We start from the raw sequence: 24,937 nt of genomic DNA, 5'->3' as shown, positions 1-24,937 counted from the left end.
TAGAGTGTGTGCCGAAAAAATCTACGGGCTGCTGCAAAAAGAAATGCGGCCTCAGCCCGAATTGTGACCCGTGAAGCTTTGACATTTTGGCCATGAAGGCCAAACATTCCGACAAACAGAATTATTCGCATATACGCTAGCCACCCCCAAAGGGACGCCAATGCCATTTCTAAGCCGCACAGGAGCCCCCCTGCCACAAAGCCTGATTGACCAGGCGCAAATCGCAGGACGCGATCAGATTTCGCGACGAGAATTTCTGACCCTCGCAAGTGCGTTTGGCGCCAGCGCCGCCACGGCCTATGCGATGCTTGGACAAACCCGCCCCGCTATGGCACAGGCTGTTGCCTCCAGCGGCGGTGTTGTGCGCATTCAGCAAGACGTGCGTGCCCTCAAGGATCCAAGACTGTTTGATTGGCCACAAATTGCGAACTTCACACGGGGTTGGCTGGAGTATCTTGTCACCTATGAGAACGATGGCACATTTCGGCCCGCCCTTTTGGAAAGCTGGGAGATTTCAGAAGATGCGCGCACCTATACACTAAACGTGCGCAAAGGCGTGCGCTGGAACAATGGCGCGGCGTTCACGGCAGAAGACGTGGCGCGCAATATTGGGCGGTGGTGCGAACGCAATGTTGCTGGCAACTCTATGGCGGGGCGCTTTTCCACATTGATCGATCCTAACACCAACTCCGCTTTGGCGGGCGCCATCGAGCTTTTGGATCAGCACACTGTGCGGCTCAATCTTCCCAAACCCGACATCACGCTGATTCCAAGCATGACAGATTACCCGGCGGCGATAGTGCCAGCCGATTTTGATGCTGAGACCATGCTGGAAGACCCTGTAGGAACGGGAGCCTATCTGCCTGCAAGCCTGGAGGTTGGCGTACGTGGCGTATTGAAGCGCAATATGGATCATACATGGTGGAACGCAGGCAACGGCGCATGGGTTGATCAGATCGACTTCATTGATCTGGGAACAGACCCCGCAGTGTGGGCTCACGCAGCAAGAGCTGGCGAAATTGACATGACCTACTCCGTTGAAGGCGAATATGCAGATTTGATTGGCGGGACCGACAACTGGATCAAAAACGACGTGATCTCAATGGCAACGGTGGTCGTGCGCCCGCGCCAAACTGCAGAAGTGGGCGGCCAGACCCCCTATGCAGACCCACGTGTGCGGCGTGCGATTGCCATGGCAGTGGACAATGAGATTGTGCTCGAACTGGGCAATGCCGGACACGGCATGCCCGCTGAAAATCACCATATCGGCCCCGCGCATCCAGAATACACCAATATAGGACAGCCCGAACATGATCCACGCGCAGCCTTCGCGTTGCTAAAAGACGCAGGCTGGGACGGGTTTGAAATGGAGGTCCATACCATTGACGATCTCTGGCGCAAGAATACCACCGATGCGGTGGTTGCCCAATTGCGCGACGCGGGCTTCAAGGCCAAAACCACGATTGTGCCCAGCCATGTCTATTGGGAAAACTGGGACAGATTTCCCTTCAGCGCGACGGACTGGAACCACCGCCCACTGGGTGTGCAGATCTGGGCATTGGCCTATCGCAGCGGCGAAGCCTGGAATGAGTTTGGATATGCAAACCCCGCATTTGACGCCTTGCTGGATGAGGCCATCGGAACGCTTGACCTAAACAAGCGGCGCTCGCTGGTCGAGCGAGGGGAGCGGATGCTACAGGACGACGCAGTGACCATCCAACCCTATTGGCGGGCTTTGGCAAACCATACCGTTGAAGGGCTGGCAGGCGGGGCGCATCATATTTCATTTGAAATACGCCCCGCCGAATTGCATTGGACCTAATTCCGAACGGACGTGAGGTTAGTGGTCGTGACCACCAAGGCAATGCTCAAACTGCTCTGCCATATTGCGGATCAGAGCGGGATAGTCTGCTGTTTCAAGCGTCGCGCCGAGGGGGTCGAGCTCTTCGGAATGCAAATCCAAACCTGAGCTGATCGCTTTCACAACTTTTGCGTTGAACTGCGGCTCTGTGAAGACACAGGTGACGCCTTTTTCATGCAGGACATCCCGCACGGCATCCAAGCGCGCAGCGCTTGGGGCCGCGCCATCACCCGACAAGATCGCGCCGGACGCTGACAGACCAAAACGGGTTTCAAAGTACTGGTAAGCGTCATGGAAGACCACAAAACCGTGACCCTTCAGCGGAGCCAGCTCTGCGGCAATTTCCGTGCTCAACGCTTCCAGTTCGGCCTGACCTGCGACGGCATTGGCGCGGTAAGCTTCGGCATTTTCGGGATCAAGCGTTGCCAGTTTCTCGGCAATTGCGCCCATCCAGAACTGTGCATTCTGAGGGTCGAGCCACGCATGAGGATCTACTCCGTCGTGGTCGTGATGATGTTCATCATCATGGCCTGCTTCTGCGTGATCATCGTGATCGTCGTGGCCTTCATGTGCGTCGTGAGCATCATGATCGGCATGCTTTTCCTCACCATGATCATGATCGTCGTGCCCTGCATGATCGTCGTCTTTGTGATCCGCGTGATCGTCATGATCATGTTCATCGGCGTGATCATCGTGGTCGTCATGACCGTGATCGTCGTGGCCATGTGCGTCGTGCCCATGACCCTCATGGTCGCCGTCTTCGCTCAACGAGATCTCAAGGAAAGCCCCTTCTTCACGGAACTCCAGCTCGCGTGTGCCATTCAAGTGGAGTAGGGAAAATGCTTCGCCTTCGCTGACGAGACTGTCGATGGCTTCGTCCATTGCCGGAGAGAGCTCGGTGCCAATCCAAACCACCAGATCGGCGTTTTGCAGCGCACGGGCTTCCGATGGGCGTAGGGCGTAGCTGTGAGGAGATTGATTTGCGGGGAGAAGTTGTTCAGGTGTTCCAACACCTTCCATGACCTTGGCGACCAGAGCTTGGACTGGTAGGATATCGGTGACAACGCGAGGCGCTTCTGCCCGCAGAGGCGCGGCGAGTAAGGTCGCCGCGAAGACCATAGGAATGAATCGCATGTCAGCGCTCCTTTTGTTGTTACGGGGCTGGCTGTATTTGAAACGTTATACTATATCAAGTGACAAATCGTCTGAAACCGTCAGGAGACACCATGCAAACCGTGGGATTTCAAAGCCATGACCATACGGCCTGTGTGGGAAGTGGATTGCGCGCAGCGGAAGAAACCTGTGCAGCCAAAGGCCTGCGACTGACCAAAGGGCGCCGGCGCGTGCTGGAAATTCTGCTGCAAGAACACCGTGCCATGGGGGCCTATGACATTCTGGGCATCCTCTCAGATGAGGGCTATGCCTCACAACCTCCGGTTGTATATCGTGCGCTCGATTTTCTGGTCCTTAATGGCTTTGTCCATAAGGTGCAGAAACTCAACGCCTACGTGGCTTGCGCCCACCCCGGCGACACACACACGCCAATTTTCTTGATCTGCCGCGGATGCAACACGGTTGGGGAAACGGCTGCGTCGCTCAAATCGACCTTGGGGGCTGCGGCAAAATCAATGGGCTTTGTCGTAGAAAGCACGGTGGTTGAAGCGGAGGGCCTTTGCCCGGACTGCGCACCAATGGCGGATGCGCCCGCATGAGACTGGTGACCGTCAACAAAATGTCGGTGAAACGCGGCTCGCATCAGGCGCTCAGCAACGTGGATCTGACGATAGACAAAGGCGAGATTGTCACCATCGTGGGGCCAAACGGCAGTGGCAAATCGACACTTTTGCGTTGTATTATCGGCGCGCTGAAACCAGATCATGGCACCATTTTAAGGGCGGCTGGCATGCGCATCGGCTATGTGCCACAGCGCCTCGCGATTGATGCAACGATGCCTTTGACCGCAGCACGCTTTTTGTCGCTGCCCGTCAAGCGCAGCAAAGCACAGGTACAAGAAGCGCTCGCGCAAGTCGGGGCACAAGGCCTGGAACACCGGCCCATGGCGGGCCTCTCAGGCGGACAATTTCAGCGGGTGCTTTTGGCGCGCGCACTGATGGACGCGCCAGACTTACTGATTTTGGACGAGCCCACAACGGGGCTGGATCAGCCCGGATCTGCCGACCTTTACACACAAATTGAACAGGTCCGGCAGGACACTGGGGCAGCCATTTTGATGGTCAGCCACGAGCTGCATGTTGTGATGAGCGCCTCTGATCGGGTTGTGTGCCTGAATGGGCATGTTTGCTGCCACGGCACACCGGAAATTGTCGCCTCGGCTCCCGAATATCGTGCATTGTTTGGCACGGGTACGCACGGCGCGCTGGCCCTCTATCGACACGAACATGATCACCACCACGATCATCACGACCATTGCGACGACCACGCGCATCATGATCACGGAACCTCCTGATATGTTTGACGACTTTCTTGTTCGCGCGCTTTTCGCAGGCGTTGGCGTCGCCCTTGCCGCGGCGCCTTTGGGCTGTTTTGTGGTCTGGCGTCGGATGGCCTATTTCGGGGACGCCACGGCCCATGCGGCGATCCTTGGGGTCGCGCTGTCTTTGGCGCTTGGCGTGTCGATTTTTGCGGGGGCCATGGCGATCGCGCTCGCGATGGCGCTAACTGTTTCAAATCTTTCAGAAAAAGGATTTGGCGTGGACACGCTGCTGGGGGTTCTGGCCCATTCGGCGCTGGCGTTTGGACTGGTGGCGGTGTCCTTCTTGCAAGGGGTGCGGTTGGACCTCATGTCTTATCTTTTTGGAGACATTCTGGCAGTCAGCAAGACGGATCTGATTGTGATTTGGGCAGGTGCTGCGCTGGTTGTGGGCATCATGGCCTGGCGCTGGCAAGCGCTGCTGACGGCCACGCTCAACCGGGATCTGGCCTATGCCAGCGGGCTGAATCCTTATAGAGAACAACAGCTTATGACCTTTGCGCTGGCCATTGTTGTGGCGGTGGCGATCAAGGTGGTTGGGGCGCTTTTGATTGTGGCGATGCTGATCATTCCAGCGGCAGGGGCGCGGGCTGTGGCGCGGTCTCCGGAAGCGATGGCCTTTGGGGCGGCAACGATTGGCGCAACGGCGGCTGTGGGCGGATTGGGCCTGTCTTATCAAATGGATACGCCGGCTGGACCATCGGTGGTCTGCGTGGCAGCGGTGCTGTTTCTGGTGATGACCATCGCAGGGCGCGTGCTGCGCCCAGCGCAAAATTAACCATTTGCAGAGACGTCGGTATTGCGTCGGTATCCCAACGGTATTGCGTAGGTGGAATTTCGGCCCACCAAAACGCGTTAACACTTGTGGCAGCCCTTCTAAAGGAGGGCTGCCTGCACCAGTGCTTTGAGCTGGGCGCGCGTTGGATAGGAGCTTGATGGAGACAGCTGCGTGAAGAAGACCACGGATAGGGCTTCTTTTGGGTCGACCCAGAAGAAGGTTGAGGCCATGCCCCCCCAGCTGAAATCGCCGACGCTGCCCGGGCAACGCGCACGCGCGGGATCCAGCACGACAGCACCACCGAGCCCAAAGCCCATGCCATCCATCGGCTGCTCGGCAAAACTCTGTGGCCCCATGGAGGCGATGTCTCCGGGCAGGTGATTGGCCATCATGAAATCCACAGTGCGTGGCGCGAGCAGGCGCGCCTCGCCCAGCGCGCCACCGCACCGCAGCATTTCGGCAAATCGCAAATAGTCATCCATGGTGCCCACAAGCCCGCCGCCACCGGAGAACGTCTCTGCCTTCAGGAAAGGCGAGCTCTCAGCGCTGTCGACCTCGCGCAGGGTGTCCGCACCAGCCTTGGCTGCGTTGAGCGCCATCGCGTCCCCTTCCAGCGGGGTGTAAAGATCGGCAAAGCGCGACTGTGTGCCCAGCACGACGGAAAACCCTGTTTCGGTCATGCCAAGCGGATCAAGGATTTCTGTGCGCAGAAACACCTCGAGAGACTTGCCCGAAACCACTTCGATCACCCGGCCCAGAATGTCGATGCCCACAGAGTATTCCCACCGCTGCCCCGGCACAAAGGCAAGCGGCAGCGCGGCAACTTTATTGACGACGCCTTCAAGAGGACCCTGATTGGGTTTGAATATCAGATCGTCGGCATCCATCGCCTGCGCCAGCAGGCCCGGATTGAACGGATAGGTGAGACCGCTGGTGTGGGTTGCCAGTTGATGCAGGGTCGGGCTGGCGCAGGGTGTCACCTGATCCATTGACGTCGCGCCTGCAATCAATGCGTGGCTGTCAGCGAATGCCGGGATGAACTCAGACGCCGGGGCATCCAGATGCAGCAGGCCCCGTTCAACCAGCATCATGAGCGCAACCGTGGTGATCGGTTTGGTCATGGAGTAAATACGTGCAACGGTGTCACGTTCAAACGGCAGGTTGCGCGACAGACTGCGCTGTCCGGTGCTGTGATCGAACACCACATCCCCCTCGCGCGCAATCAGAATGCCACAGCCCGCATATTTACGGTCTGTCACCAACTGATCCATCCAGCCAGACAGGACCGCAAGTCGCTGTGGCGCAAAGCCACGGGTTTCCGGACGCGCATTGCCGATCATTGTGCTCCTCCCAAGTCCATCGCACATGCCCAAACACTGCCCGCAGCCCTCTGGGCGGGCAAGGTGGTAAGACTACGTAGTTTTTGAACAAAACCACGCAATGGCACGATCTATTAAAGCTCATCGGCTTTGATGCTGTATGGGAATCACAGCATAGTGATTGTGTAGATGTGACTTCGGACAGGAATTCGGGCGGCAAGAAGCTGCGGGTCAGGGAGAAACCATGATCGATACGACATTGTGGATCAGACGCGGTCTGGCGTTGGTCGCCATGATATGCGCTGCGCAGGGTGCGCTGGCACAGACAGACGCCAACACCGACAAAACTGACGACCAGCGCATATATGTTTATGGCAACAGTCTGGTTCACCATCTTACGGACAGCGACGAGACCACGGTGCCACACTGGATGGCTGTTTTGGCTGAGGCGGCCGGAACCGAGCTGCGCCTTGATGGGCAATGGGGGTTTTTGCGCGATTTTGCCGAAAGCGGCCGACCCTCTGCCAACTGGCGCCTGCAAGACGTTGAACGGGCCTGGACCCGCGCCTATCGCAATTTTGGCGATGTTGGCTGGGACACGGTGCTGATCACCCCCGCCAATTTCATTCAATACCGCGCCCCAGAGCTGCCTTATGAAGACAGCAACCCCTCCAATGCGTCGCCGCTCTCTGCCACTTTGGCGGTCATCGACAATATTGAAGGACGCCTGCAAGACGCTGCCCCCGTGCGCTACGCGATTTATGAGGGCTGGGCGTATATGGGCAATCAGATCGACAGTTTTCCGCCGGATGCGGAACAGATGCTCAGATATCTGCGCCACAACACGGGCGCGTATCGCGATTGGTTTGACACCTATGTGGCCCAACTGCGCGCGGCCCGGCCGGAGGTGCAAATTGACCTTGTTCCCGTGGCGACAGTGCTCACCCAACTTTTGGATGGCGGCGTTCTGGAAGGAATCCCTTCTGATGTGCTTTTCACCGACGATGCCCCCCATGGCACGGCCACCCTCTATCTGCTCGCCGGGGCGATCACATATGTAACTTTGTTTGAATCAGAGCTGCCTTTGGCGGTTGCGCTGCCTGCCACCATCGATCCAGATGTGCGCACCTATTGGGAAGCCGTGCGCGATGAAATTCACCGGCTGGTGCTGCGCCCGATTGAGGCAGAAAAGAAACGCATTCAACTGGCGCAGAGCGGGCTGTCAGCGGCGCAAGACAGCGCGGCCTCACTGGCTGGTCTGGGGCTCGCAAACCCGGCACTTTCCATGGGGCTGAGCGAAGTCAAAGACTGGTCAACCCAGCACCCATTTCTCAATCGCATGAAGACAGCGCGCCCCTGGGTGGGCCATGTCGATGGCCGCTGGGGCGCATTGAATTTCGAAGATTTGCAAGATCTTGGCCTTGTGGATGACCAAGGTTGGATCTGGGGATTGCCTGAGGACATTGAAGCCATTGAAACGGTGCTGTTCACGGATCAGCCGGAGGAGTCCACCGGGCTGGCCGGACGCTACCGCGTGACCTGGGCAGGTCAGGGGGCAATCGAGGTGACGGGCCGGGCACGCGTGGTGCGCGAAGAGGCCAACACCATCTGGTTTGACTACACCCCTGGCGAGGGGTTGGTTGGGCTCAGGATCAGCAATCCTGATCCAGATCTTTCCGGGGACTACATCCGCGACATTGAAGTCCTGGCGATGGTCCATATCCCATTGGCCCGGGCGGGTATGATCTTCAACCCGGACTGGTTGAATGTTGTGGATGACCTGCGGCAGGTCCGGTTTATGGATTGGATGCAGACCAATGCCTCCACGCAATCCGCCTGGACTGCGCGGCCCGCGACACAGGATTTCACCTATTCCTGGCGTGGCGTTCCGGTTGAGGTAATGGTGGCGTTGGCCAATCAAATCGGCGCTGATCCGTGGTTTAACATGCCGCATCTCGCCGAGCCGGACTATATCACACGCTTTGCCACCTATGTGCGCGACCACCTTGATCCTGAGCTTGTGGCCCATGTGGAATATTCCAACGAACTTTGGAACTGGGGGTTTGAACAGGCGCAATGGGTGTTGCGCGAAGGTGAGGCCCGCTGGGGCAATGGCAGCAATGTGCAGATGCAGTTTGCCGGAATGAAAGCCGCGGAAATGGCACAGATCTGGGGGGATGTTTACGGCGATGATGCGGACACACGCCTGCGTCGTGTGATCGCTGTGCACACAGGCTGGCCCGGATATGAAGACGATTTGCTCAAGGCGCCGCTGTGGCAGGCAGAAGGCCACCCAGCGCCGGTCGATCTGTTTGAGGCCTACGCTGTCACAGGCTATTTCGGTGTCTCTCTGGGGGTTGAGGATGGCGCGGAAATGGTGCGTGGCTGGCTCCAAGAGGCACGCGCTGCCGCTGAGGCAGCGGGCGCGGCGGAGGGGCTGCAACGGGCGGCATTGCGCAGTTTTGTGCAGGCGCGCCGCCATGATGGGGTGTTTGCAAAAGCCGCTGAGGCGCTGCGCACCGGCGATCTGCGGCAGATGACCGAGGAGTATCTGCCCTATCACGCTGAACGCGCCCGTGCAGCGGGCCTGGATCTCCTGATGTATGAAGGCGGCAGCCATGTGGTGGGCGTGGGCGAAGAGGCCAACGATGATGCGCTTACGGATATGTTCACCGCGTTCAGCACCAGTGACGAACTGGCAGAAGTGTATAGTGACATGCTTGCCGCGTGGCGTGCTTTGGGCGGACAGGGGTTCAATGGCTACAGCGATGTTGGGCGCCCCAGCAAATGGGGCAGCTGGGGGCATCTGCGCCATCTGTGGGACAAGAGCCCACGGCACGAGACGCTGACCGCCTATAATCTGGAGGGCGCGCATTGGACGGAAGCGCGCGCGAAAGATGCGTTTTTGCATGGTGGGATCTATCTGGGCAGCGACGGGCGCGACCGGCTGGAGGGCACGGGCAAGCGTGATGTGCTGCTGGGCGGGGGTGGCAATGACATTCTGGTGGCCCGAGGCAGAGGGGATCTGTTGCACGGCGGGGGCGGGCTGGACCGGGTGCTGCTGCCCGGCACCCGCGCCGACTATCGCTGGACACAAGAGGGCGACCGTGTGCGTGTCACGGCAGAAGGCCGCGACTATCTGTTGACCGAGATTGAGGCGGTGGCCTTTGAAGATGCCCCTGCGCTGGTGTTGCCATTGTCAGGTTTTCTGTGAAGGGCATTTGAGACACAGGACTGATATTGCAGGCAAATCCCCCTGCACGGATGGGCGCGGCTCTGTTAGGGTCGCCGCCAGCGACTTACAGAGGGCATCCCGGCGGTGTTGAGCATCCTCATTCCAGCAAGCAATGAAGCCGCCCATATCGGTGCGTGCCTTGATGCCGTGCTGCGGTCTGAAGGACTGGCACATGCGCAGATCGTTGTCGCCGCAAATGGATGCGATGACGAGACCGCTGCAATCGCGAAACGCCACACCGCAGCCGCCGTGCAAAAGGGCTGGGAACTGACTGTTCTGGAGCTGCCCGCGATTGGCAAGATCGGCGCGCTGAATGCAGCGGATGCGGCTGCCAAATTTGAAACCCGCGCCTATCTGGACGCGGATGTATTGGTCGATCCGGCGCTGTTTTCCCAACTCACGCAGGCTTTGGCCACGCCAGACCCACGCTATGCCAGCGGCACCTTGCGGCTCAGCGCAGCGGCAAGCTGGTCAACGCGTGCCTATGCGCGCACCTATGCGAAGGTGCCGTTTGTCACCGACGGGGTGCCCGGCGCAGGGCTGTTTGCGGTGAATGCCAGCGGACGTGCACGCTGGGGCGCATTTCCAGACATTATTTCAGATGACACCTTTGTGCGGCTGTCATTCACACCGGAAGAGCGCATAGGTGTGTGCGCTGGCTATGATTGGCCATTGGTGGAGGGCTTCCGCGCCCTTGTCAGGGTGCGGCGGCGGCAGAATGCCGGGGTCGATGAGGTCTTTGCGCGGTATCCTGCCCTTGCCAATAATGATGAAAAACGGCCTGTTGGCCTGCGTCAGATGCTGGAGATGGCACTGCGCGATCCAATTGGGTTCGGCGTTTATGCAGCGGTGGCGTTGGCGGTAAAATTCTCCCCCCAATCAACACAGACCTGGGAGCGCGGCCGATGAGCCGCCTGCAGCAGATCACGAAAGGCCAATCGCTTGGTGCGCGGGCGTTGCGCAGCGGCGGGCTGACTATCTTGGGATATGGGGGCAGTCAGGCGCTGAGACTGGCCTCCAATCTGATCCTGACCCGCCTTCTGTTCCCGGAAGCCTTTGGCCTGATGAGCCTTGTCTGGGTGTTTATGCAGGGGCTGAACAATCTCAGCGATATGGGTGTCAGCCAGTCGATCCTGCAATCCAAACGCGGTGAAGACCCGGCGTTTTTGAACACGGCCTGGACCCTGCAAGTGCTGCGCGGCGTGATCTTGATGGGGCTGACATGGGCGCTGGCTGCGCCTGTTGCTGCGTTTTATGAGGCCCCGGAACTGGCGCAAATTCTGCCTGTTGTTGGGGTCACACTGCTGATTTCCGGGGTTTTCCCGACAAAGAAAGACAGCGCAAACCGCCGTCTTACATTCGGCCGCATCACACTGATTGATTTGAGCGCGCAACTGATCGGATTGATCGCGGGCGTTTTGGTTGCTTGGCAGACAGGATCTGTCTGGGCCTTGGTGACAAGCGCGATGGTGTCGCAGCTGTTGCAGCTGTTTTGCTATCAGATCTTTTTGCCCGGAGCGCGCAATGCCCTGCGATGGGAGCGCCCTGCGGCGCGTGAGCTGATCCATTTTGGCAAGTGGATTTTTCTCTCAACCGCCGCGGGGTTTCTGCTGAGTCAGGGCGACAAAATTGTGCTTGGAAAGTTTCTGAGCCTTGGGGCGCTTGGCATCTATAACATTGGCTACTTCCTCGCCTCTTTCCCGTGGCTGCTGGGCGGCATGGTTGCAGGGCGATTGTTGATCCCCATTTATCGCGAGAAGCCCCCCTCTGCGAGCGCTGAGAACCGTGCACATCTGCATAAGATGCGCCTGCTGTTGAGTGCGGGTTTATTTACACTCCTGACGGGTTTTGCGGTGCTGGGCCCGTGGCTTGTGCAGACCTTGTATGACCCGCGCTATGAACTGGCTGGCGGTGTCGTTGTGCTCTTGGCACTGCTGCAGATCCCGCAAATGATCGCGCTGACCTATGATCAGGCGGCATTGGCTGCAGGGGACAGCCGCGGGTTTTTCATTTTGGCGGCGACCCGTGCCGGGCTGGTGATGACAGGCCTGATTGTGGGGGCCGCACAGTTTGGTTTGATCGGCGCTTTGCTAGGCTACGGTATGGCGATGGTGCTGGCTTACCCCGTGGTTGTATGGCTTGCGCGCAAACACGCCGCCTGGGATGCGCGCCACGACGCTCTGTTTTGGGTCGTGGGTCTGTGTGTGGGGGCATTGGTATGGATCTTGCATCAAAAGACGATTTTCGCGCTTTCTGCCCTTAATTTGCCCTGATTTGACCTTTCTGAAGATCAGATAGAATTTTACGCTTAAGCGAAATGAAAGACCCTTTTTACATAAAAAGGCCTCAAAAGACGCGCGGCTTTGGCGCAGGTGACTTTGGCGGGTAAGAGTTTGAGCGACACGCAGGGTAAGACGGCACAACAGACGGATATTGCCATCGTCGGTATGGCAGCGCACTTGCCCGGTGCGACCAGCATTGATGCCTATTGGAAGAACCTGCGGGCGGGCATCCGCTCGATCAAAATGCTCAGCGAAAATGAGCTGCTGGCCAATGGCGAACACCCCGCGCGGATTGCAAAGCCCAATTACGTCCCGGCGGCGGCGACGCTTGAAGGGTTTGCCGAGTTTGATGCGGAGTTCTTTGGGCTGTCGCCCAAGGAGGCGGCGATTATGGATCCGCAGCACCGCCAGTTTCTGGAAGTGAGCTGGGAGGCGCTTGAAAACGCAGGCCATGTGCCAGAACGCTTTGACGGGCCGATCGGGGTTTTTGCGGGCTGCGGTATGGGCAGCTATTTCTATTTCAACCTCTGCTCCAACCGCGATCTGGTGGACAAGACCGGCATGTTCCTGCTGCGCCACACCGGCAACGACAAGGATTTTCTGGCCACGCGGCTAAGCCATATTCTGGATCTGAAGGGGCCAAGCCTTGGGGTGCAGACCGCCTGTTCCACTGCGCTGGTGGCGGTGCACTATGCGGCGCAGTCAATCCTGAATGGCGAATGCGACATGGCGATTGCCGGGGGGGTCACCATCGAATTGCCCCATGGGCGCGGGTATCTGTTCAACGAAGGTGAAATCCTGTCTCCTGACGGGGAATGCCATGCCTTTGACCATAGGGCGCAAGGCACGGTTTTTGGCTCGGGCGCAGGGGCAATTGTGTTGCGGCGGCTCAACGATGCGGTCGCGGATGGCGATCACATCTGGGCGGTGATCAAAGGCTCCGCTGTCAACAATGATGGTGCGGACAAGGCGGGCTATCTTGCGCCCTCTGTTGGCGGGCAGGCGGCGGCGGTGTCCGATGCGCTGGCGGTGGCAGATGTGCCTGCGGACACTGTGGACTATGTGGAGTGCCACGGCACGGGCACCTATCTGGGCGATCCGATTGAGGTGGCCGCATTAACCGAAGCCTACCGGCAAAGCACCGACGAGACGGGCTTTTGCCGGATCGGGTCGGTGAAAACCAATATCGGCCATCTGGACACAGCCGCCGGGGCCGCCAGCCTGATCAAGACCGCGCTGGCGCTGCATCACAAAGAAATGCCGCCAAGCCTTGGCTTTGAAGCGCCCAATCCGGCGATTGATTTTGACACCAGCCCATTTGCGGTGAACGCCGCCTTGCAAGATTGGGCGCCCCGCAATGGGCCACGGCGCGCAGGCGTAAACAGCCTTGGCGTGGGCGGCACCAACGCGCATGCGGTGGTGGAGGAAGCCCCCACACGCGCGGCAAGTGCCCCAAGCGACTGGCCGTTTCACCTGATTGCGGTGTCCGGGCGCAGCACAAAAGCGCTGGAGGCAAACACAGCCAATCTGGCGGCGCATCTGCGCGCCCACCCTGAGCAGCCATTGGCGGATGTCGCCCATACGCTTCTGTATGGTCGACGCGCGTTTGAAAAGCGCCGGGTTGTGATGGCGGACAGCCATGAAGACGCCGCGGCACTGCTTGAAGCAAATGATCCCCGGCGGGTGTTCACACAAGAGGCCAGTGCTGCGCCGGAGGTGGTGTTCATGTTCCCCGGTGGGGGCGCACAGTATGTGGGCATGGGGCGCGAACTTTATGAGACGGAGCCGGTTTTTGCCGAGTGGATGGAGCAGGGATTTGCGCATCTGGCAGACAAAGGGGGCGCAGAATTGCGTGCCTTGTGGCTGGCAGAAGGGTCTGCGGCTGGTCAAGCTGAAGAGCGACTGAAACGACCCAGCCTGCAGCTGCCACTGATCATGATGGTGGAATATGCGCTGGCGCAATTGTGGATCAGCTGGGGCGTGAAGCCTGCGGCGTTGATCGGGCATTCCATGGGAGAAAACACCGCGGCCTGCCTGGCGGGTGTGATGGCCTTTGAGGACTGTCTTGGGCTGGTGCAGCTGCGGGGGCAATTGTTTGATCGGGTGCCAGCGGGCGGCATGTTGTCTGTGCCCTTGTCGGTTGCTGAGCTTGCGCCGTTTCTGGGTGACGAGCTGGACATTGCCTCCGTCAATGCAGCGACGCTGACGGTGGTCTCTGGATCTGATGTGGCGCTGGATGTGCTGGCGACAAAACTCGCCATGAAAAAGATCGACACACAACGTGTGCCGATCAACATCGCGGCGCATTCGCGGATGCTGGAGCCCATTTTGGCGGAGTTTGAGGACTACCTGCGTGCGATTGATTTGAAGGCGCCAAGCCTGCCGATCATTTCCAACCGCACCGGGGACGTGTTGACAGCGCAGGAGGCAGTGGATCCAGACTACTGGGTGGCCCATCTGCGCCACACGGTGCTGTTTGCCGATGGGATCACGACACTGTCTGAGAAAACGTCGCGGATCTATCTGGAAGTGGGACCGGGCAAAGCGCTATCGTCGCTCACCAAAATGCATGGGCAGGTGAAAGCGGACAAGGTGCTGTCGTCGCTGCGCCACCCGGAGGAGGAGATTGCGGATGACGCCTATTTCCTCAACCTCCTGGGCCAGCTCTGGGCCTGTGGCGTGGATGTAGACTTTGACCACTATTGGGGTGAAGTGCCACGCCAGAAGGTCGTGCTGCCAACCTATGCGTTTCAGCGCAGCCACTACTTTATTGAGCCGGGCACCGGGCATGTGGATGCCGCCGATGACCCATTGATGCGTCTCGAAGATACGGATGACTGGACCTACGCCCCCGTATGGAAGCCGCAGCTGGCCGCCTGTGACATTGACGTGGACAGCGAGCTTGAAAGTGCCGAACCGCACAGCTGGCTGATCTTTGTCGATCAGGGCGGCACGGGTGCGGCGCTGGCGGCGCGACTGCGCAAAGCCGGGCAAAATGTGGTGACCGTCACAACCGGGGATGCCTTTGCCGAGATCGGGCCAGATGCCTATGTGCTGGCCCCGGAACGTGGCCGCGAGGGCTATGACGCGTTGCTGCAAAACCTGATGGCCAAGGGGCGCGCGCCGGATCGGATTGTGCATCTGTGGCTGCTGACCGAAGATGAGCGCCACCGCCCCGGATCAAGCTTTTTCCACCGCAATCAGGAACAGGGGTTGATGAGCCTATTCTTCCTCGCCCAAGCGGTGAGCGAAGAAAACCTGCCCACGCCGCTGCACATCACGGCGGTGAGCAACGGCGCAGTACAGGTGCGCAAAGAGCCCCTGCCCTACCCTGAAAAAGCCACGGCGCTTGGACCGATACAGGTGATGGGGCGCGAATTGCCCGGTGTCAGTGCGAGCCTGCTGGATGTGGAAACACCCAACAGGAAAACACGCAGCACGCTCACCTCGCGTCTGTTGGAAGAGGTGCTGGCACCGCCGCAGGCGCAGATTGCGGCGTGGCGCGGAGAGAAGCGGTTTGAACGTGGCTATCGCAAAACCGCGCTTGACGGTGAGGAGATGCCTGTCTGGCAACAGGGCGGCACCTATCTGATCACCGGGGGATTTGGCGGCATTGGGCTGACGCTGGCGGAGCGGATGATCCGCGAGGCGCAAGCGAATGTGGTGCTGCTCGCGCGCGAGGGTTTGCCGCCACGCGATTGCTGGGCGCAATATCTGAAAGCCCATGCCCCGAAGGATCGCATTGCACAAAAGATGCGCGCGGTTGAGCGGCTGGAACGCCTTGGCGGCACGGTGCTGCCGCTTGGGGCAGATGTGTGCAACAGCGCTGAGATGGCTGAGGCGGTGGCAACGGCCAAAGCGGCGTTTGGTGAAATCAACGGCGTGATCCACGCAGCCGGTGTGATTGATGACGGGCCGCTATTGGCCAAAACCTCCGCCAGTATTGAGGATGTACTGGCCCCAAAATTGCATGGCACACAGGTGCTGGAACAGCTGTTTCCCGATGGCAGTCTGGACTGGCTGATGCTGTTTGCTTCTTCTTCCACCGCCACAGCGCCAGCCGGGCAAATCGACTATGTCGCGGCCAATGCCTATCTCAATGCCTATGCGCAGGCGCGCCAAGGTGCGCAAACGCGGGTGCGGGCGGTCAATTGGGGGCTTTGGGCTGAGGTCGGCATGGCGGCAGAAGCCGTGGCCGCGCGGCAAGGCGATGGGGCGGAAACGGCGATGGAGGCAATCGACACGCCGCTTTTGACCGGGGCCGGGTTTGATGCACAGGGCCACAGGGTTTTCTCTGCGAGGCTCAGCCCGAAGGACTGGATTTTGGATGAGCACCGCACGCTTGATGGCGCGGCGGTGATGCCCGGCACAGGCTATATCGCACTGGCCTATGAGGCATTGGCAGCGCAGGGGGAAACCGCCGCCTTTGCTGTTGAAGATCTGCTGTTCCTGCGGCCCTTGCATGTGGCAGATGATGCAGATTGCGATCTGCGCGTGCGTCTGCAACGCAGCCCAACCGGATATGCCTTTGCCGTACAGAGCGCCGTGGCGTTTGACGGTCAGGATGGCTGGCAAACCCATGCCGAGGCGCAGCTTGTGCCGATACGACAAATCCCTGAAAAGGCGCTGAACATCGCAGACCTACGGGCTGACTGCACGATCCGAAAAGACCGAGGCGGCGCAGTTTTGAGCGCCCCGCAGGAGGCGCATATGCGCTTTGGCCCGCGCTGGAAAGTGCTGCGCGACACGGCGCTTGGCGACGCGCAAGGCGTGGCGCACCTGCGGCTGGAGAGAGCGTTTGAGGCGCATGGGCTGCAGCTGCATCCGGGATTGCTTGATATTGCGACCGGCTGGGCGATGGATCTGATCCCGGAGTATGCGCAGGGCCATCTGTGGGTGCCTGTGGGATATGGCCGTCTGGCACGGTTTGCGCCCCTGCCGACAGAAGTGGTGAGCCACGTGCAGCTGGTGAGCGGTGACAGCGCGACCGGATCCGCGCGCTTTGATGTGACGCTGACCGACACGACAGGCAAGGTTTGTGTTGAGGTCACCGGGCTGGCATTGCGACAGGTGGAAACCGCCGCTGGCTTTGCCAAAGCGCAACCCCTGCGCAAGAGTGAGGTTGAGTTTGTCGCGCGCCGTGCCGCGCAAGCCCCGCTGTCTGCGGCGGAGGAGCGGCTGGCACATAATCTGTCACAGGGCATCCCCCCCGAGCTTGGCGCGCAGATGTTTGAAGCGGCGCTGAAAGACAAGCGCGCGCAACTGGTTGTCTCCTCTCTCGATCTGGCCGCGCTGATCGCGCAGGCTGATGCGGGTGTGCAGGAGGACGCAGGGCCAACGCAGAGTTTTGAACGGCCTGAGCTTGAGAGTGATTTTGTGGCCCCGCGCACGGATGTTGAGCGCACATTGGCGGGGTTCTGGCAGGAGCTTCTGGGCGTTGATCAGGTTGGGGTGCAGGACAGTTTCTTTGATCTGGGGGGGCACAGCCTGATTGCGGTGCGCCTGTTTGCCATGGTCAAGAAAGCCTGGGCGATTGATTTCCCGATTTCGGTGCTGTTTGAAGCCCCCACGATTGAGACCTGCGCAGCCATGATTGCAGCGCAGATTGGGGATCAGGCGCTTGCAGAAACAGACGCGCGTAACGGGCAGGAAAGCCCCAAAACCGCGCCACGCTTTACCCATCTGGTGCCGATGCATCAGGGCGAAGGGGGGGCCAAAACGCCGTTTTTCCTTGTGGCCGGGATGTTTGGCAATGTGTTGAACCTGCGCCATCTGGCACATCTGATTGGGGCGGATCGCCCATTTTATGGTCTGCAGGCACGTGGGCTTTTTGGCGATGCGCAGCCCCATGATGATCTGGTCGCGGCGGCAACAGATTACATCGCCGAAATGAAGCAGGTGCAGCCTGAGGGGCCGTATCTGTTGGGCGGCTTCTCTGGTGGGGGCATCACGGCCTATGAAATCGCGCGCCAGCTGGAAGCGATGGGCGATGAGGTGCGCTTGGTCGCGATGCTGGATACGCCACTGCCGGTGCGCCGGGCCTTGAGCCGCTCAGACCGGATGCGCATCCAATGGCAGGAGTTACGTGCCAAGGGCGTGTTGTATCCGGTGATCTGGGCGAAAAACCGCATCGCCTGGGAGATTGCGAAACGTCGACCCACAGAAGAAACGCAGCCACAGGGCCAGCAGTTCCATGATGCGGAGATTGAAGCGGCCTTCCTGCGCGCGGTGGCGCAATATCCGATGCAGGGCTGGGACGGCAATCTGGCGCTGTTCCGCCCGCCGCTGCGGGGCAAATGGGACATGGGCCATGGGCGCCTTGTGGATCAGGACCGCGCCTATGTGTTCCATGACAATGACTGGGGCCAATGGGTGCCTGATGTCGCGGTCTATGAGGTGCCGGGGGATCACGATTCCATGGTGCTGGAGCCGAATGTGCGGGTGCTTGCCACCCGGCTGAAGGCGGTGATTTCGGCGGCGGAAGCTGAGACCCCGCCCGCTGCGCAGCTCTTGCGGGAGGCGGCAGAATGAGTGCAGCCCCCAGCCTTTTGGCCGTGATCCTGAATTGGCGCACGCCGGAGATGACGCTTAAGGCCGCAGAGGCTGCGGCGCACGAAATGGCGGGCATCGACGGCCAGATTGTGATTGTCGACAACGACAGCGGTGATGGCTCTTTTGAACAGATGCACGCGGCGCTGGCGAGCGCTCACTGGGCGCAGGGGCGTGTGGAACTTGTGCAATCGGGCCGCAATGGCGGCTTTGGCGCGGGCAATAACTTTGGCATCCGGCATGCGCTGGCGCAGCGAGCCTATGACTATATCTATATCCTGAACTCTGATGCCTTTCCGGGTGCGGGCAGCATTGCCGCGCTGATTGCGCATCTGGAAGACACGCCGGACTGTGGCTTTGCTGGCTCTTATATTCATGGGGAGGATGGTGCACCGCATTTCACCGCCTTCCGCTTCCCTTCGATCTGGAGCGAGCTTGAGGGTGCGGCGCGAATTGGCGCGATCTCGCGGCTGCTGTCACGCTATGTGGTGCCGTTACCCTTGCCGCAGGCGACCAAACGGGTGGATTGGCTGGCCGGCGCGTCGATGATGATGCGGCGGCAGGTGCTGGAGGAGATTGGCCTCTTTGATGAGAGGTTCTTTCTTTACTTTGAAGAGACAGACCTGTGCCTCAGGGCACGGCGTGCGGGCTGGCGTGTAGATTATGTGCGCGCGAGCGAAGTGATGCACATCGGCTCTGTCTCAACAGGCATGAAAAACTGGCAACGGATGCCGCAGTATTGGTTTGACAGCCGCCAGCACTACTTCCGCAAAAATCATGGCACGGCCTATGCGGTGGCGGCGACGGTGGCGCATGTGGTGGGCGGCCTGCTGTGGAAACTGCGGCGGGTTGTGGGGCGCAAGCCGCGCCGGGATCCCGAGCACTTCCTGCGCGATCTGGTCGTGCATGCGCTGCGACGGGCGAAAACCAAAGGCGCTGAGATCCCTGCCCTCCCGACACAACAGGAGGCTGCACAATGAGCCTTGATCGTTTGATGGATCGTCCGCCGATGCGTGCGGTGATGATTGGCAACGAAAGCCTGCTGGTGCAATGCGCCACGCTGTGGCGGGATATGGGCCACGGTGTGGAAGCTGTGGTGACACGCACGCCAAACATTCGCGAATGGGCTGAGGCGGAAGGGCTGCGGGTGCTGTCCCCAGACGAAGATTTTGGCGCAGCGCTGGCGGACATGGAATTTGACTGGCTGCTGAGCGTGGCCAATCTCGACATGCTGCCGCAAGCGGTCTTGGATCTGCCCACAAAAGGCGCGGTGAATTTTCATGACGGGCCATTGCCGAAATATGCCGGGTTGAATGCACCAGTCTGGGCGCGCCTCAACCAAGAGCCACGCCATGGCATCACCTGGCACACGATGGAAGCCCGTGCCGATACCGGCAGGATCGTGGCCCAGCGCCTGTTTGATGTGGAGCAGAGCGACACAGCGCTGACGCTGAACACAAAATGCTACACCGCCGCAATCGAGAGCTTTCCAGAGGTGGTGGCTGCCTTGGCGGCGGACCTGCCCGAAGCCGCCTCCCAAGACCTAAGCCAGCGCAGCTATTTTGGACGCGCGGATCGGCCAGAGGGTGGCGGGCGTGTGGATTTCACCCAAGATGCAGAAGCGGTTGTGGCGCTGGTACGGGCGCTTGATCACGGGGATTACTACAACCCGCTTTGGGCGCCAAAGATTGCTGCGAAGGATCGCATCCTACTGATCCAAACAGCAGAGCCTGCAAGCAATCCAAGACAGGCGGCTGCCGGAACCGTGCTGTCCTTTGACGCGGACACGCTAACCGTGGCCTGCGGACAAGGTGCCGTGCGGCTTGGCGGCCTGACGGATCTGGATGGCGGCGCTGTGCGCCTTGCCTCGGTTTTGACAGGTGGCGAAGTGCTGTCGTCGTTGGATCAGGAGGCCCGCGAACTTTGGACAGCTGCGATGGCCCCTGTGGCAAAGGCAGAGCCATTCTGGCGCGCGCAATTGGCGGAGTTTGTGCCCGCTACCCTGCCGGATGTGCGCGACAGCAGTGCGGCGGCGGCAACGCAAAGCCTGCCGCTGAACCTATCTGAGACTCCCTCCAAGAGTGTCCTGACCGCGGTGGCCATTTGGGCGCTGCGGTCAGGGATTTCGGAGGTGTGCGATCTGGCCTATCGCGGCCCTGCATTGTCAGCGACGGCGCTGGTCTGCCCATGGGTGCCACTGCGCCTGTCCCCAGATATGCTGGACAGTGCGCTGCCTGCGGCAGATGCGCATTTTAGCGCAGCGGCCGCTGAGGCCGAACAAATGGGCGGCTTTGCCCGTGATCTGATTGCCCGCGATCCGGCTTTGTCTGTCTTGCGCATGCCGGATGTGGCCGTGCATCGCGGCGATGGCCCGCTCCCAGGCGCGGCACTGACAGTGGCCATGACCGGGGACACCGCCAATCTGCATTTTGACACAGAGCGCGTTGATGCGGCACAGGCCGCAAAGATGGCGGCAAGACTGGAACAGATTGCCAGGCAGATTGCCACGGCAGACAACCTGCGTGAGATCAGTGCCCTGTCTGAGGCCGAGCGCGCCGAGATTCTGACCGACTGGAACGCCACAAAGGCGGAGTTTGACCCAGATGTCACCATGGTTGCGCAGTTTGAAGCGCAGGCTGCCAAAACACCGGACGCGCCCGCGCTGGTGTTTGAGCATGACATTCTGAGCTATGCCGCATTGAATGCGCGCGCCAATCAAGCGGCGCATGTGCTGCGCGACATGGGTGTAGTACCGGGATCCATGGTGGGGCTGTGCCTGCGCCGCTCTGTCGATATGGTTGTTGCGGCCCTTGGGATCCTGAAGGCTGGCGGGGCATATGTGCCCATGGACCCAAGCTATCCAACCGACCGGCTGGCGCATTATATTACCGACAGCGCATGCGGAGTGATTGTCACGCAAGCTGCTCTCACGCCCGCGTTGCCAGAGCATCAGGCGCAGGTGCTTGAGATCGACACGGATGCGCGGCTCGCCTCCGCTGCGCGTGACAATCCCGCGCTGGCCGCGAAAGGCACAGACCTTGCCTATTTGATCTACACATCCGGCTCCACCGGCACCCCCAAGGGCGTGATGGTGGAGCACGGCAATGTCGCCAATTTCTTTGCCGGGATGGATAGGCGCATTCCTTATGAAGAAGGTGACGCCTGGATGGCTGTCACCTCGCTGTCGTTTGATATTTCGGTGCTGGAGCTGTTCTGGACACTCTCGCGCGGCTTCAAGCTGGTGCTGTCTGGCGATGATACGACCACCCAGATTTCCAGTGGGCATCTGCCCGCTGCGCAAGATGGCATGGCATTTTCGCTCTATTATTGGGGCAATGACGATGGTGCGGGCAGCAAGAAATATGATCTTCTGTTGGAAGGCGCCAAATTTGCCGATGCCCATGGCTTTAGCGCAGTCTGGACGCCAGAGCGGCATTTTCACGCCTTTGGCGGCCCCTATCCCAACCCATCGGTGACCGGTGCGGCGGTGGCGGCGGTGACCAAACAGATCGGTGTGCGCGCCGGATCCTGCGTGGCACCCCTGCACCATACAGCCCGGATTGCCGAAGAATGGGCGGTGATCGACAATCTCACCAATGGCCGTGCGGGGCTGGCGATTGCCAGCGGCTGGCAGCCGGATGATTTTGTGCTGCGCCCGGAAAACACGCCGCCCGCCAACAAACCGGCGATGTTTGCGCAGATGGATGCGTTGCGAAAGCTGTGGCGTGGCGAGGAAGTTGCCTTTCCCAAACAGGACGGAAGCCTGCACCCTGTGGTGACCCAACCGCGCCCGGTGTCCAAAGAACTGCCTTTGTGGGTGACCACGGCAGGCAACCCGGAAACCTGGCAAGAGGCGGGACGCAACGGCTGTCATGTACTGACCCATCTGTTGGGGCAGAGCGTTGCGGAAGTGGGCGAAAAAATCGCGCTGTATCACGCGGCGTTGCGCGAGGCAGGGCATGATCCTGCGGATTTCAATGTCACCCTGATGCTGCACAGTTTTCTGGCGGAGGATCGCGACACAGCGCGCGAAATCGCGCGAGAGCCCATGAAAGATTACCTGCGCTCTGCGGCGGGGTTGATCAAGCAATATGCCTGGGCGTTTCCTGCGTTTAAGCGGCCTGAGGGTGTGGACAATGCGTTCCAGCTGGACCTTGGCAGTCTGACCGCAGACGAGCTGGAGGGCATTCTGGATTTCGCCTTCCAGCGCTATTTTGAAGAGAGCGGGCTGTTTGGCACCGTAGAAGATGCGCTGGCGCGGGTGGCTGAGGTCAAGGCGATCGGCGTGACGGAGATTGCCTGTCTGATTGATTATGGCATTTCGACTGCGACTGTTTTGGAGGGGCTGAAACCTGTGGCCGAGGTGTTGCGGCGTGCCAATGCAGGCTGTGAGCTTGACGCTGAAGATGTGTCTATTGCGGCGCAGATGCTGCGCCATGAAGTGAGCCATCTGCAATGCACCCCGTCAATGGCGCGTCTGATCGCGGACAATGACGAAGCGCGGTTTGCGCTCGCGGGTTTGCAACACATGATGGTGGGGGGCGAGGCGCTTTCTGGTGGGCTGGTGGGCGATCTGCAAGCGGCGACCAAGGCCCGCATACAGAATATGTATGGGCCAACGGAAACGACGATCTGGTCCACCACCGCGCTGGCGGATGCCGAGGACGCGGTGGCCCATGTGGGCACCCCAATTGCCAACACGCAGGTCTATGTGGTGGACACAGCGGGCGCAGCGGTGCCTGTGGGCGTGCCTGGCGAGCTGTGGATTGGCGGTGCAGGCGTGACGCGCGGTTACTGGCGGCGTGAGGCGCTGACCGCAGAGCGATTTATCGACAATCCCTTTGGCGCAGGGCGCGTTTACAAAACCGGGGATCTGGTGCGCTGGCGGGAGGATGGCAAGCTCGACTTCCTTGGCCGTGTGGATCATCAGGTGAAGCTGCGGGGCTACCGGATTGAGCTGGGTGAAATCGAGGCGCGGCTGGAGGAGATCGGTGGCATTGCGCAGGCCGTGGTGATGGCGCGCGAAGATGTACCGGGGGATGTGCGGCTGGTGGCCTATCTGCGTGGGGATGTGCCGACGGAGGCTGAGATCCGCGCGACTTTGCGCGAGAGCTTGCCGGGGTTCATGCGGCCGCAGCACTATGTGACGCTTGAGCGGTTCCCGCTGACGCCCAACAAAAAGGTGGACCGCAAGGCGCTACCGCCCCCCAATGCGCAAGCAGAACAACCAGCACAGCCGCCCACGACTGCTGAGCCCGTTGTGGTGGCACATAGCGACATCACCAAACTGGTTGCAGATGTCTGGAGCGCGGTTCTGGGTGTCACGGTGATTGAGCTGGGCGACAATTTCTTTGATCTGGGTGGGCACAGTCTGTTGGCGGTGCAGGCCCATCGGGAAATCCGCAGCCGCTCTGGGGCGGAACAGCTATCCATCACAGATGTGTTCCGGTTCCCGACATTGGAGGCACTGGCTGGCCGGGTGCAGGCATTGCTGGGTCTGGATGACGCAGAGCCATCCTCCACTGCGGAGGGTGCTTCCGAAGAGCGGTCGCTGACCACAAACAGAGCTGAGATCATGCGCAAGCGGCGCGAGATGCGGGCGCGCAGGCGGGCGCGGGCCTGATGACAGAGCACGCGCTATCGCTGAGCGACCTGCAACATGCCGTTCGATGCATCGCACCTGAAGGGGTTGCGATCGCAATCAGCGATCCAAAAGCTGTCTATGCCGCGCTTTGGCCTGAAGAAGCGGTGGCGATCACCAATGCACGTCCAGCGCGTCAACGCGAGTATGCGGCGGGCCGTCATGCGGCGCGCGGCGCCATGCAGGATCTTGGGGCGCGGGTGCAGGCAGTGCCCAGCGGCGCGGATCGTGCGCCGATTTGGCCAGAAACGCTGACAGGTTCCATCAGCCATGATGCAGATGTCTGTATCGCTGTACTTGGCAAGCGCCATCAGTTCAGCGCAATTGGTGTAGATGTTGAACCCGACGCGCCATTGGAGGACGCGCTGATTTCCGAAGTCTGTACGGCGGCAGAACTGGACCCTTTTTCAGCCTGCACCCGTGCCGAAAAAGCGCTTTGGGCAAGGCGGATCTTTTCGGCAAAAGAGGCTACGTTTAAGGCGCAGTATATGCTGAGTGGTGCGATGTTCGGCTTTGAAAGCCTTGCGATAACATATGACAAAAGCGGCAAAAGATTTGCAGCACGATTTTGCCAACCGACGGCACAGATACCTGCCAATGCAAGTTTGACAGGAGCGCAAATCGTCACCCAACACCAGGTGATATCATTGGTGACAATCGGGGCGCGTCAGGGCATGGAAAACGCTGATTTCCACCTTTGCGCCACGGGATAACCACAATCGCGATTTAAACAGATCCACGCATGCGCAAAATTGTGTAGCGACTGAGACACCATTGGGGA

General features: G+C 59.9%; 13 protein-coding genes. 11 read left to right on the top strand and 2 right to left on the bottom strand.

The window, feature by feature from the left end; all coding sequences use genetic code 11:
* Window positions 1-160 precede the first annotated feature (160 nt).
* Entirely contained in the window at window positions 161-1,822 is a 1,662-nt protein-coding gene (locus J7413_RS11010) for an ABC transporter substrate-binding protein (protein WP_209098135.1), read from the top strand.
* Between the two features lie 18 nt (window positions 1,823-1,840).
* Here the strand turns inward: J7413_RS11010 and J7413_RS11005 are convergent, their stop codons facing one another.
* On the bottom strand, window positions 1,841-2,995 hold the full coding sequence (locus tag J7413_RS11005) for a zinc ABC transporter substrate-binding protein (RefSeq protein WP_247743466.1): 1,155 nt from the start codon (window positions 2,993-2,995) through the stop codon (window positions 1,841-1,843).
* Window positions 2,996-3,087: 92 nt separating this feature from the next.
* Between J7413_RS11005 and J7413_RS11000 the strand changes: the two genes are divergently transcribed.
* From J7413_RS11000 to J7413_RS10990, 3 genes are read left to right on the top strand one after another with little or no spacing between them, the layout of a single operon-like run.
* Window positions 3,088-3,573 (top strand): transcriptional repressor, encoded by a 486-nt coding sequence (locus J7413_RS11000; protein ID WP_209098134.1) that lies wholly within the window; start codon window positions 3,088-3,090, stop codon window positions 3,571-3,573.
* Window positions 3,570-4,328 (top strand): metal ABC transporter ATP-binding protein, encoded by a 759-nt coding sequence (locus J7413_RS10995; RefSeq protein WP_209098133.1) that lies wholly within the window; start codon window positions 3,570-3,572, stop codon window positions 4,326-4,328. Before J7413_RS11000 ends, J7413_RS10995 begins: the two co-directional genes overlap by 4 nt.
* Window position 4,329: 1 nt before the next feature.
* Window positions 4,330-5,130, top strand: a complete 801-nt coding sequence (locus J7413_RS10990) for a metal ABC transporter permease (protein ID WP_209098496.1) — start codon at window positions 4,330-4,332, stop codon at window positions 5,128-5,130.
* 98 nt (window positions 5,131-5,228) lie between these two features.
* On the opposite strand, the gene J7413_RS10985 is transcribed toward J7413_RS10990, so the two are convergent.
* Window positions 5,229-6,401, bottom strand: a complete 1,173-nt coding sequence (locus J7413_RS10985; RefSeq protein WP_209098494.1) for a serine hydrolase domain-containing protein — start codon at window positions 6,399-6,401, stop codon at window positions 5,229-5,231.
* Between the two features lie 292 nt (window positions 6,402-6,693).
* Between J7413_RS10985 and J7413_RS10980 the strand changes: the two genes are divergently transcribed.
* The 7 genes from J7413_RS10980 (at window position 6,694) to J7413_RS10950 (ending at window position 24,869) form a co-directional block, all read left to right on the top strand.
* On the top strand, window positions 6,694-9,663 hold the full coding sequence (locus J7413_RS10980; protein ID WP_209098132.1) for a calcium-binding protein: 2,970 nt from the start codon (window positions 6,694-6,696) through the stop codon (window positions 9,661-9,663).
* A gap of 105 nt (window positions 9,664-9,768) precedes the next feature.
* Window positions 9,769-10,593 carry a glycosyltransferase gene (locus tag J7413_RS10975; RefSeq protein ID WP_348538742.1) on the top strand — a complete coding sequence of 275 codons (825 nt, stop codon included), beginning with the start codon at window positions 9,769-9,771 and terminating at the stop codon, window positions 10,591-10,593.
* Window positions 10,590-11,957, top strand: coding sequence for an oligosaccharide flippase family protein (locus tag J7413_RS10970; RefSeq protein ID WP_209098131.1), 1,368 nt, complete (start codon window positions 10,590-10,592; stop codon window positions 11,955-11,957). The genes J7413_RS10975 and J7413_RS10970 overlap by 4 nt, the downstream gene beginning before the upstream one ends.
* Window positions 11,958-12,056: 99 nt before the next feature.
* On the top strand, window positions 12,057-18,497 hold the full coding sequence (locus tag J7413_RS10965) for an SDR family oxidoreductase (RefSeq protein ID WP_348538746.1): 6,441 nt from the start codon (window positions 12,057-12,059) through the stop codon (window positions 18,495-18,497).
* The gene (locus J7413_RS10960) at window positions 18,494-19,495 is read left to right on the top strand and encodes a glycosyltransferase family 2 protein (RefSeq protein ID WP_209098130.1); all 1,002 of its coding nucleotides are present in this window, start codon (window positions 18,494-18,496) and stop codon (window positions 19,493-19,495) included. The genes J7413_RS10965 and J7413_RS10960 overlap by 4 nt, the downstream gene beginning before the upstream one ends.
* Entirely contained in the window at window positions 19,492-24,138 is a 4,647-nt protein-coding gene (locus tag J7413_RS10955) for a MupA/Atu3671 family FMN-dependent luciferase-like monooxygenase (protein ID WP_247743465.1), read from the top strand. The genes J7413_RS10960 and J7413_RS10955 overlap by 4 nt, the downstream gene beginning before the upstream one ends.
* On the top strand, window positions 24,138-24,869 hold the full coding sequence (locus tag J7413_RS10950) for a 4'-phosphopantetheinyl transferase superfamily protein (RefSeq protein WP_209098129.1): 732 nt from the start codon (window positions 24,138-24,140) through the stop codon (window positions 24,867-24,869). Before J7413_RS10955 ends, J7413_RS10950 begins: the two co-directional genes overlap by 1 nt.
* The last annotated feature ends 68 nt before the right edge of the window (window positions 24,870-24,937 follow it).

The sequence above is a fragment of the Shimia sp. R10_1 genome, assembly GCF_017744095.1.
In the GTDB taxonomy this organism is placed as follows: Bacteria; Pseudomonadota; Alphaproteobacteria; order Rhodobacterales; family Rhodobacteraceae; genus Shimia.
Note: the sequence above shows the minus strand (reverse complement) of the source record. Positions and strands in the feature narration are given on the sequence as shown.

Coding starts and splice junctions, on each gene's coding strand:
- J7413_RS11010 (WP_209098135.1), top strand. CDS start 161: ATGCCATTTCTAAGCCGCACAGGAGCCCCCCTGCCACAAAGCCTGATT.
- J7413_RS11005 (WP_247743466.1), bottom strand. CDS start 2,995: ATGCGATTCATTCCTATGGTCTTCGCGGCGACCTTACTCGCCGCGCCT.
- J7413_RS11000 (WP_209098134.1), top strand. CDS start 3,088: ATGCAAACCGTGGGATTTCAAAGCCATGACCATACGGCCTGTGTGGGA.
- J7413_RS10995 (WP_209098133.1), top strand. CDS start 3,570: ATGAGACTGGTGACCGTCAACAAAATGTCGGTGAAACGCGGCTCGCAT.
- J7413_RS10990 (WP_209098496.1), top strand. CDS start 4,330: ATGTTTGACGACTTTCTTGTTCGCGCGCTTTTCGCAGGCGTTGGCGTC.
- J7413_RS10985 (WP_209098494.1), bottom strand. CDS start 6,401: ATGGATCAGTTGGTGACAGACCGTAAATATGCGGGCTGTGGCATTCTG.
- J7413_RS10980 (WP_209098132.1), top strand. CDS start 6,694: ATGATCGATACGACATTGTGGATCAGACGCGGTCTGGCGTTGGTCGCC.
- J7413_RS10970 (WP_209098131.1), top strand. CDS start 10,590: ATGAGCCGCCTGCAGCAGATCACGAAAGGCCAATCGCTTGGTGCGCGG.
- J7413_RS10960 (WP_209098130.1), top strand. CDS start 18,494: ATGAGTGCAGCCCCCAGCCTTTTGGCCGTGATCCTGAATTGGCGCACG.
- J7413_RS10955 (WP_247743465.1), top strand. CDS start 19,492: ATGAGCCTTGATCGTTTGATGGATCGTCCGCCGATGCGTGCGGTGATG.
- J7413_RS10950 (WP_209098129.1), top strand. CDS start 24,138: ATGACAGAGCACGCGCTATCGCTGAGCGACCTGCAACATGCCGTTCGA.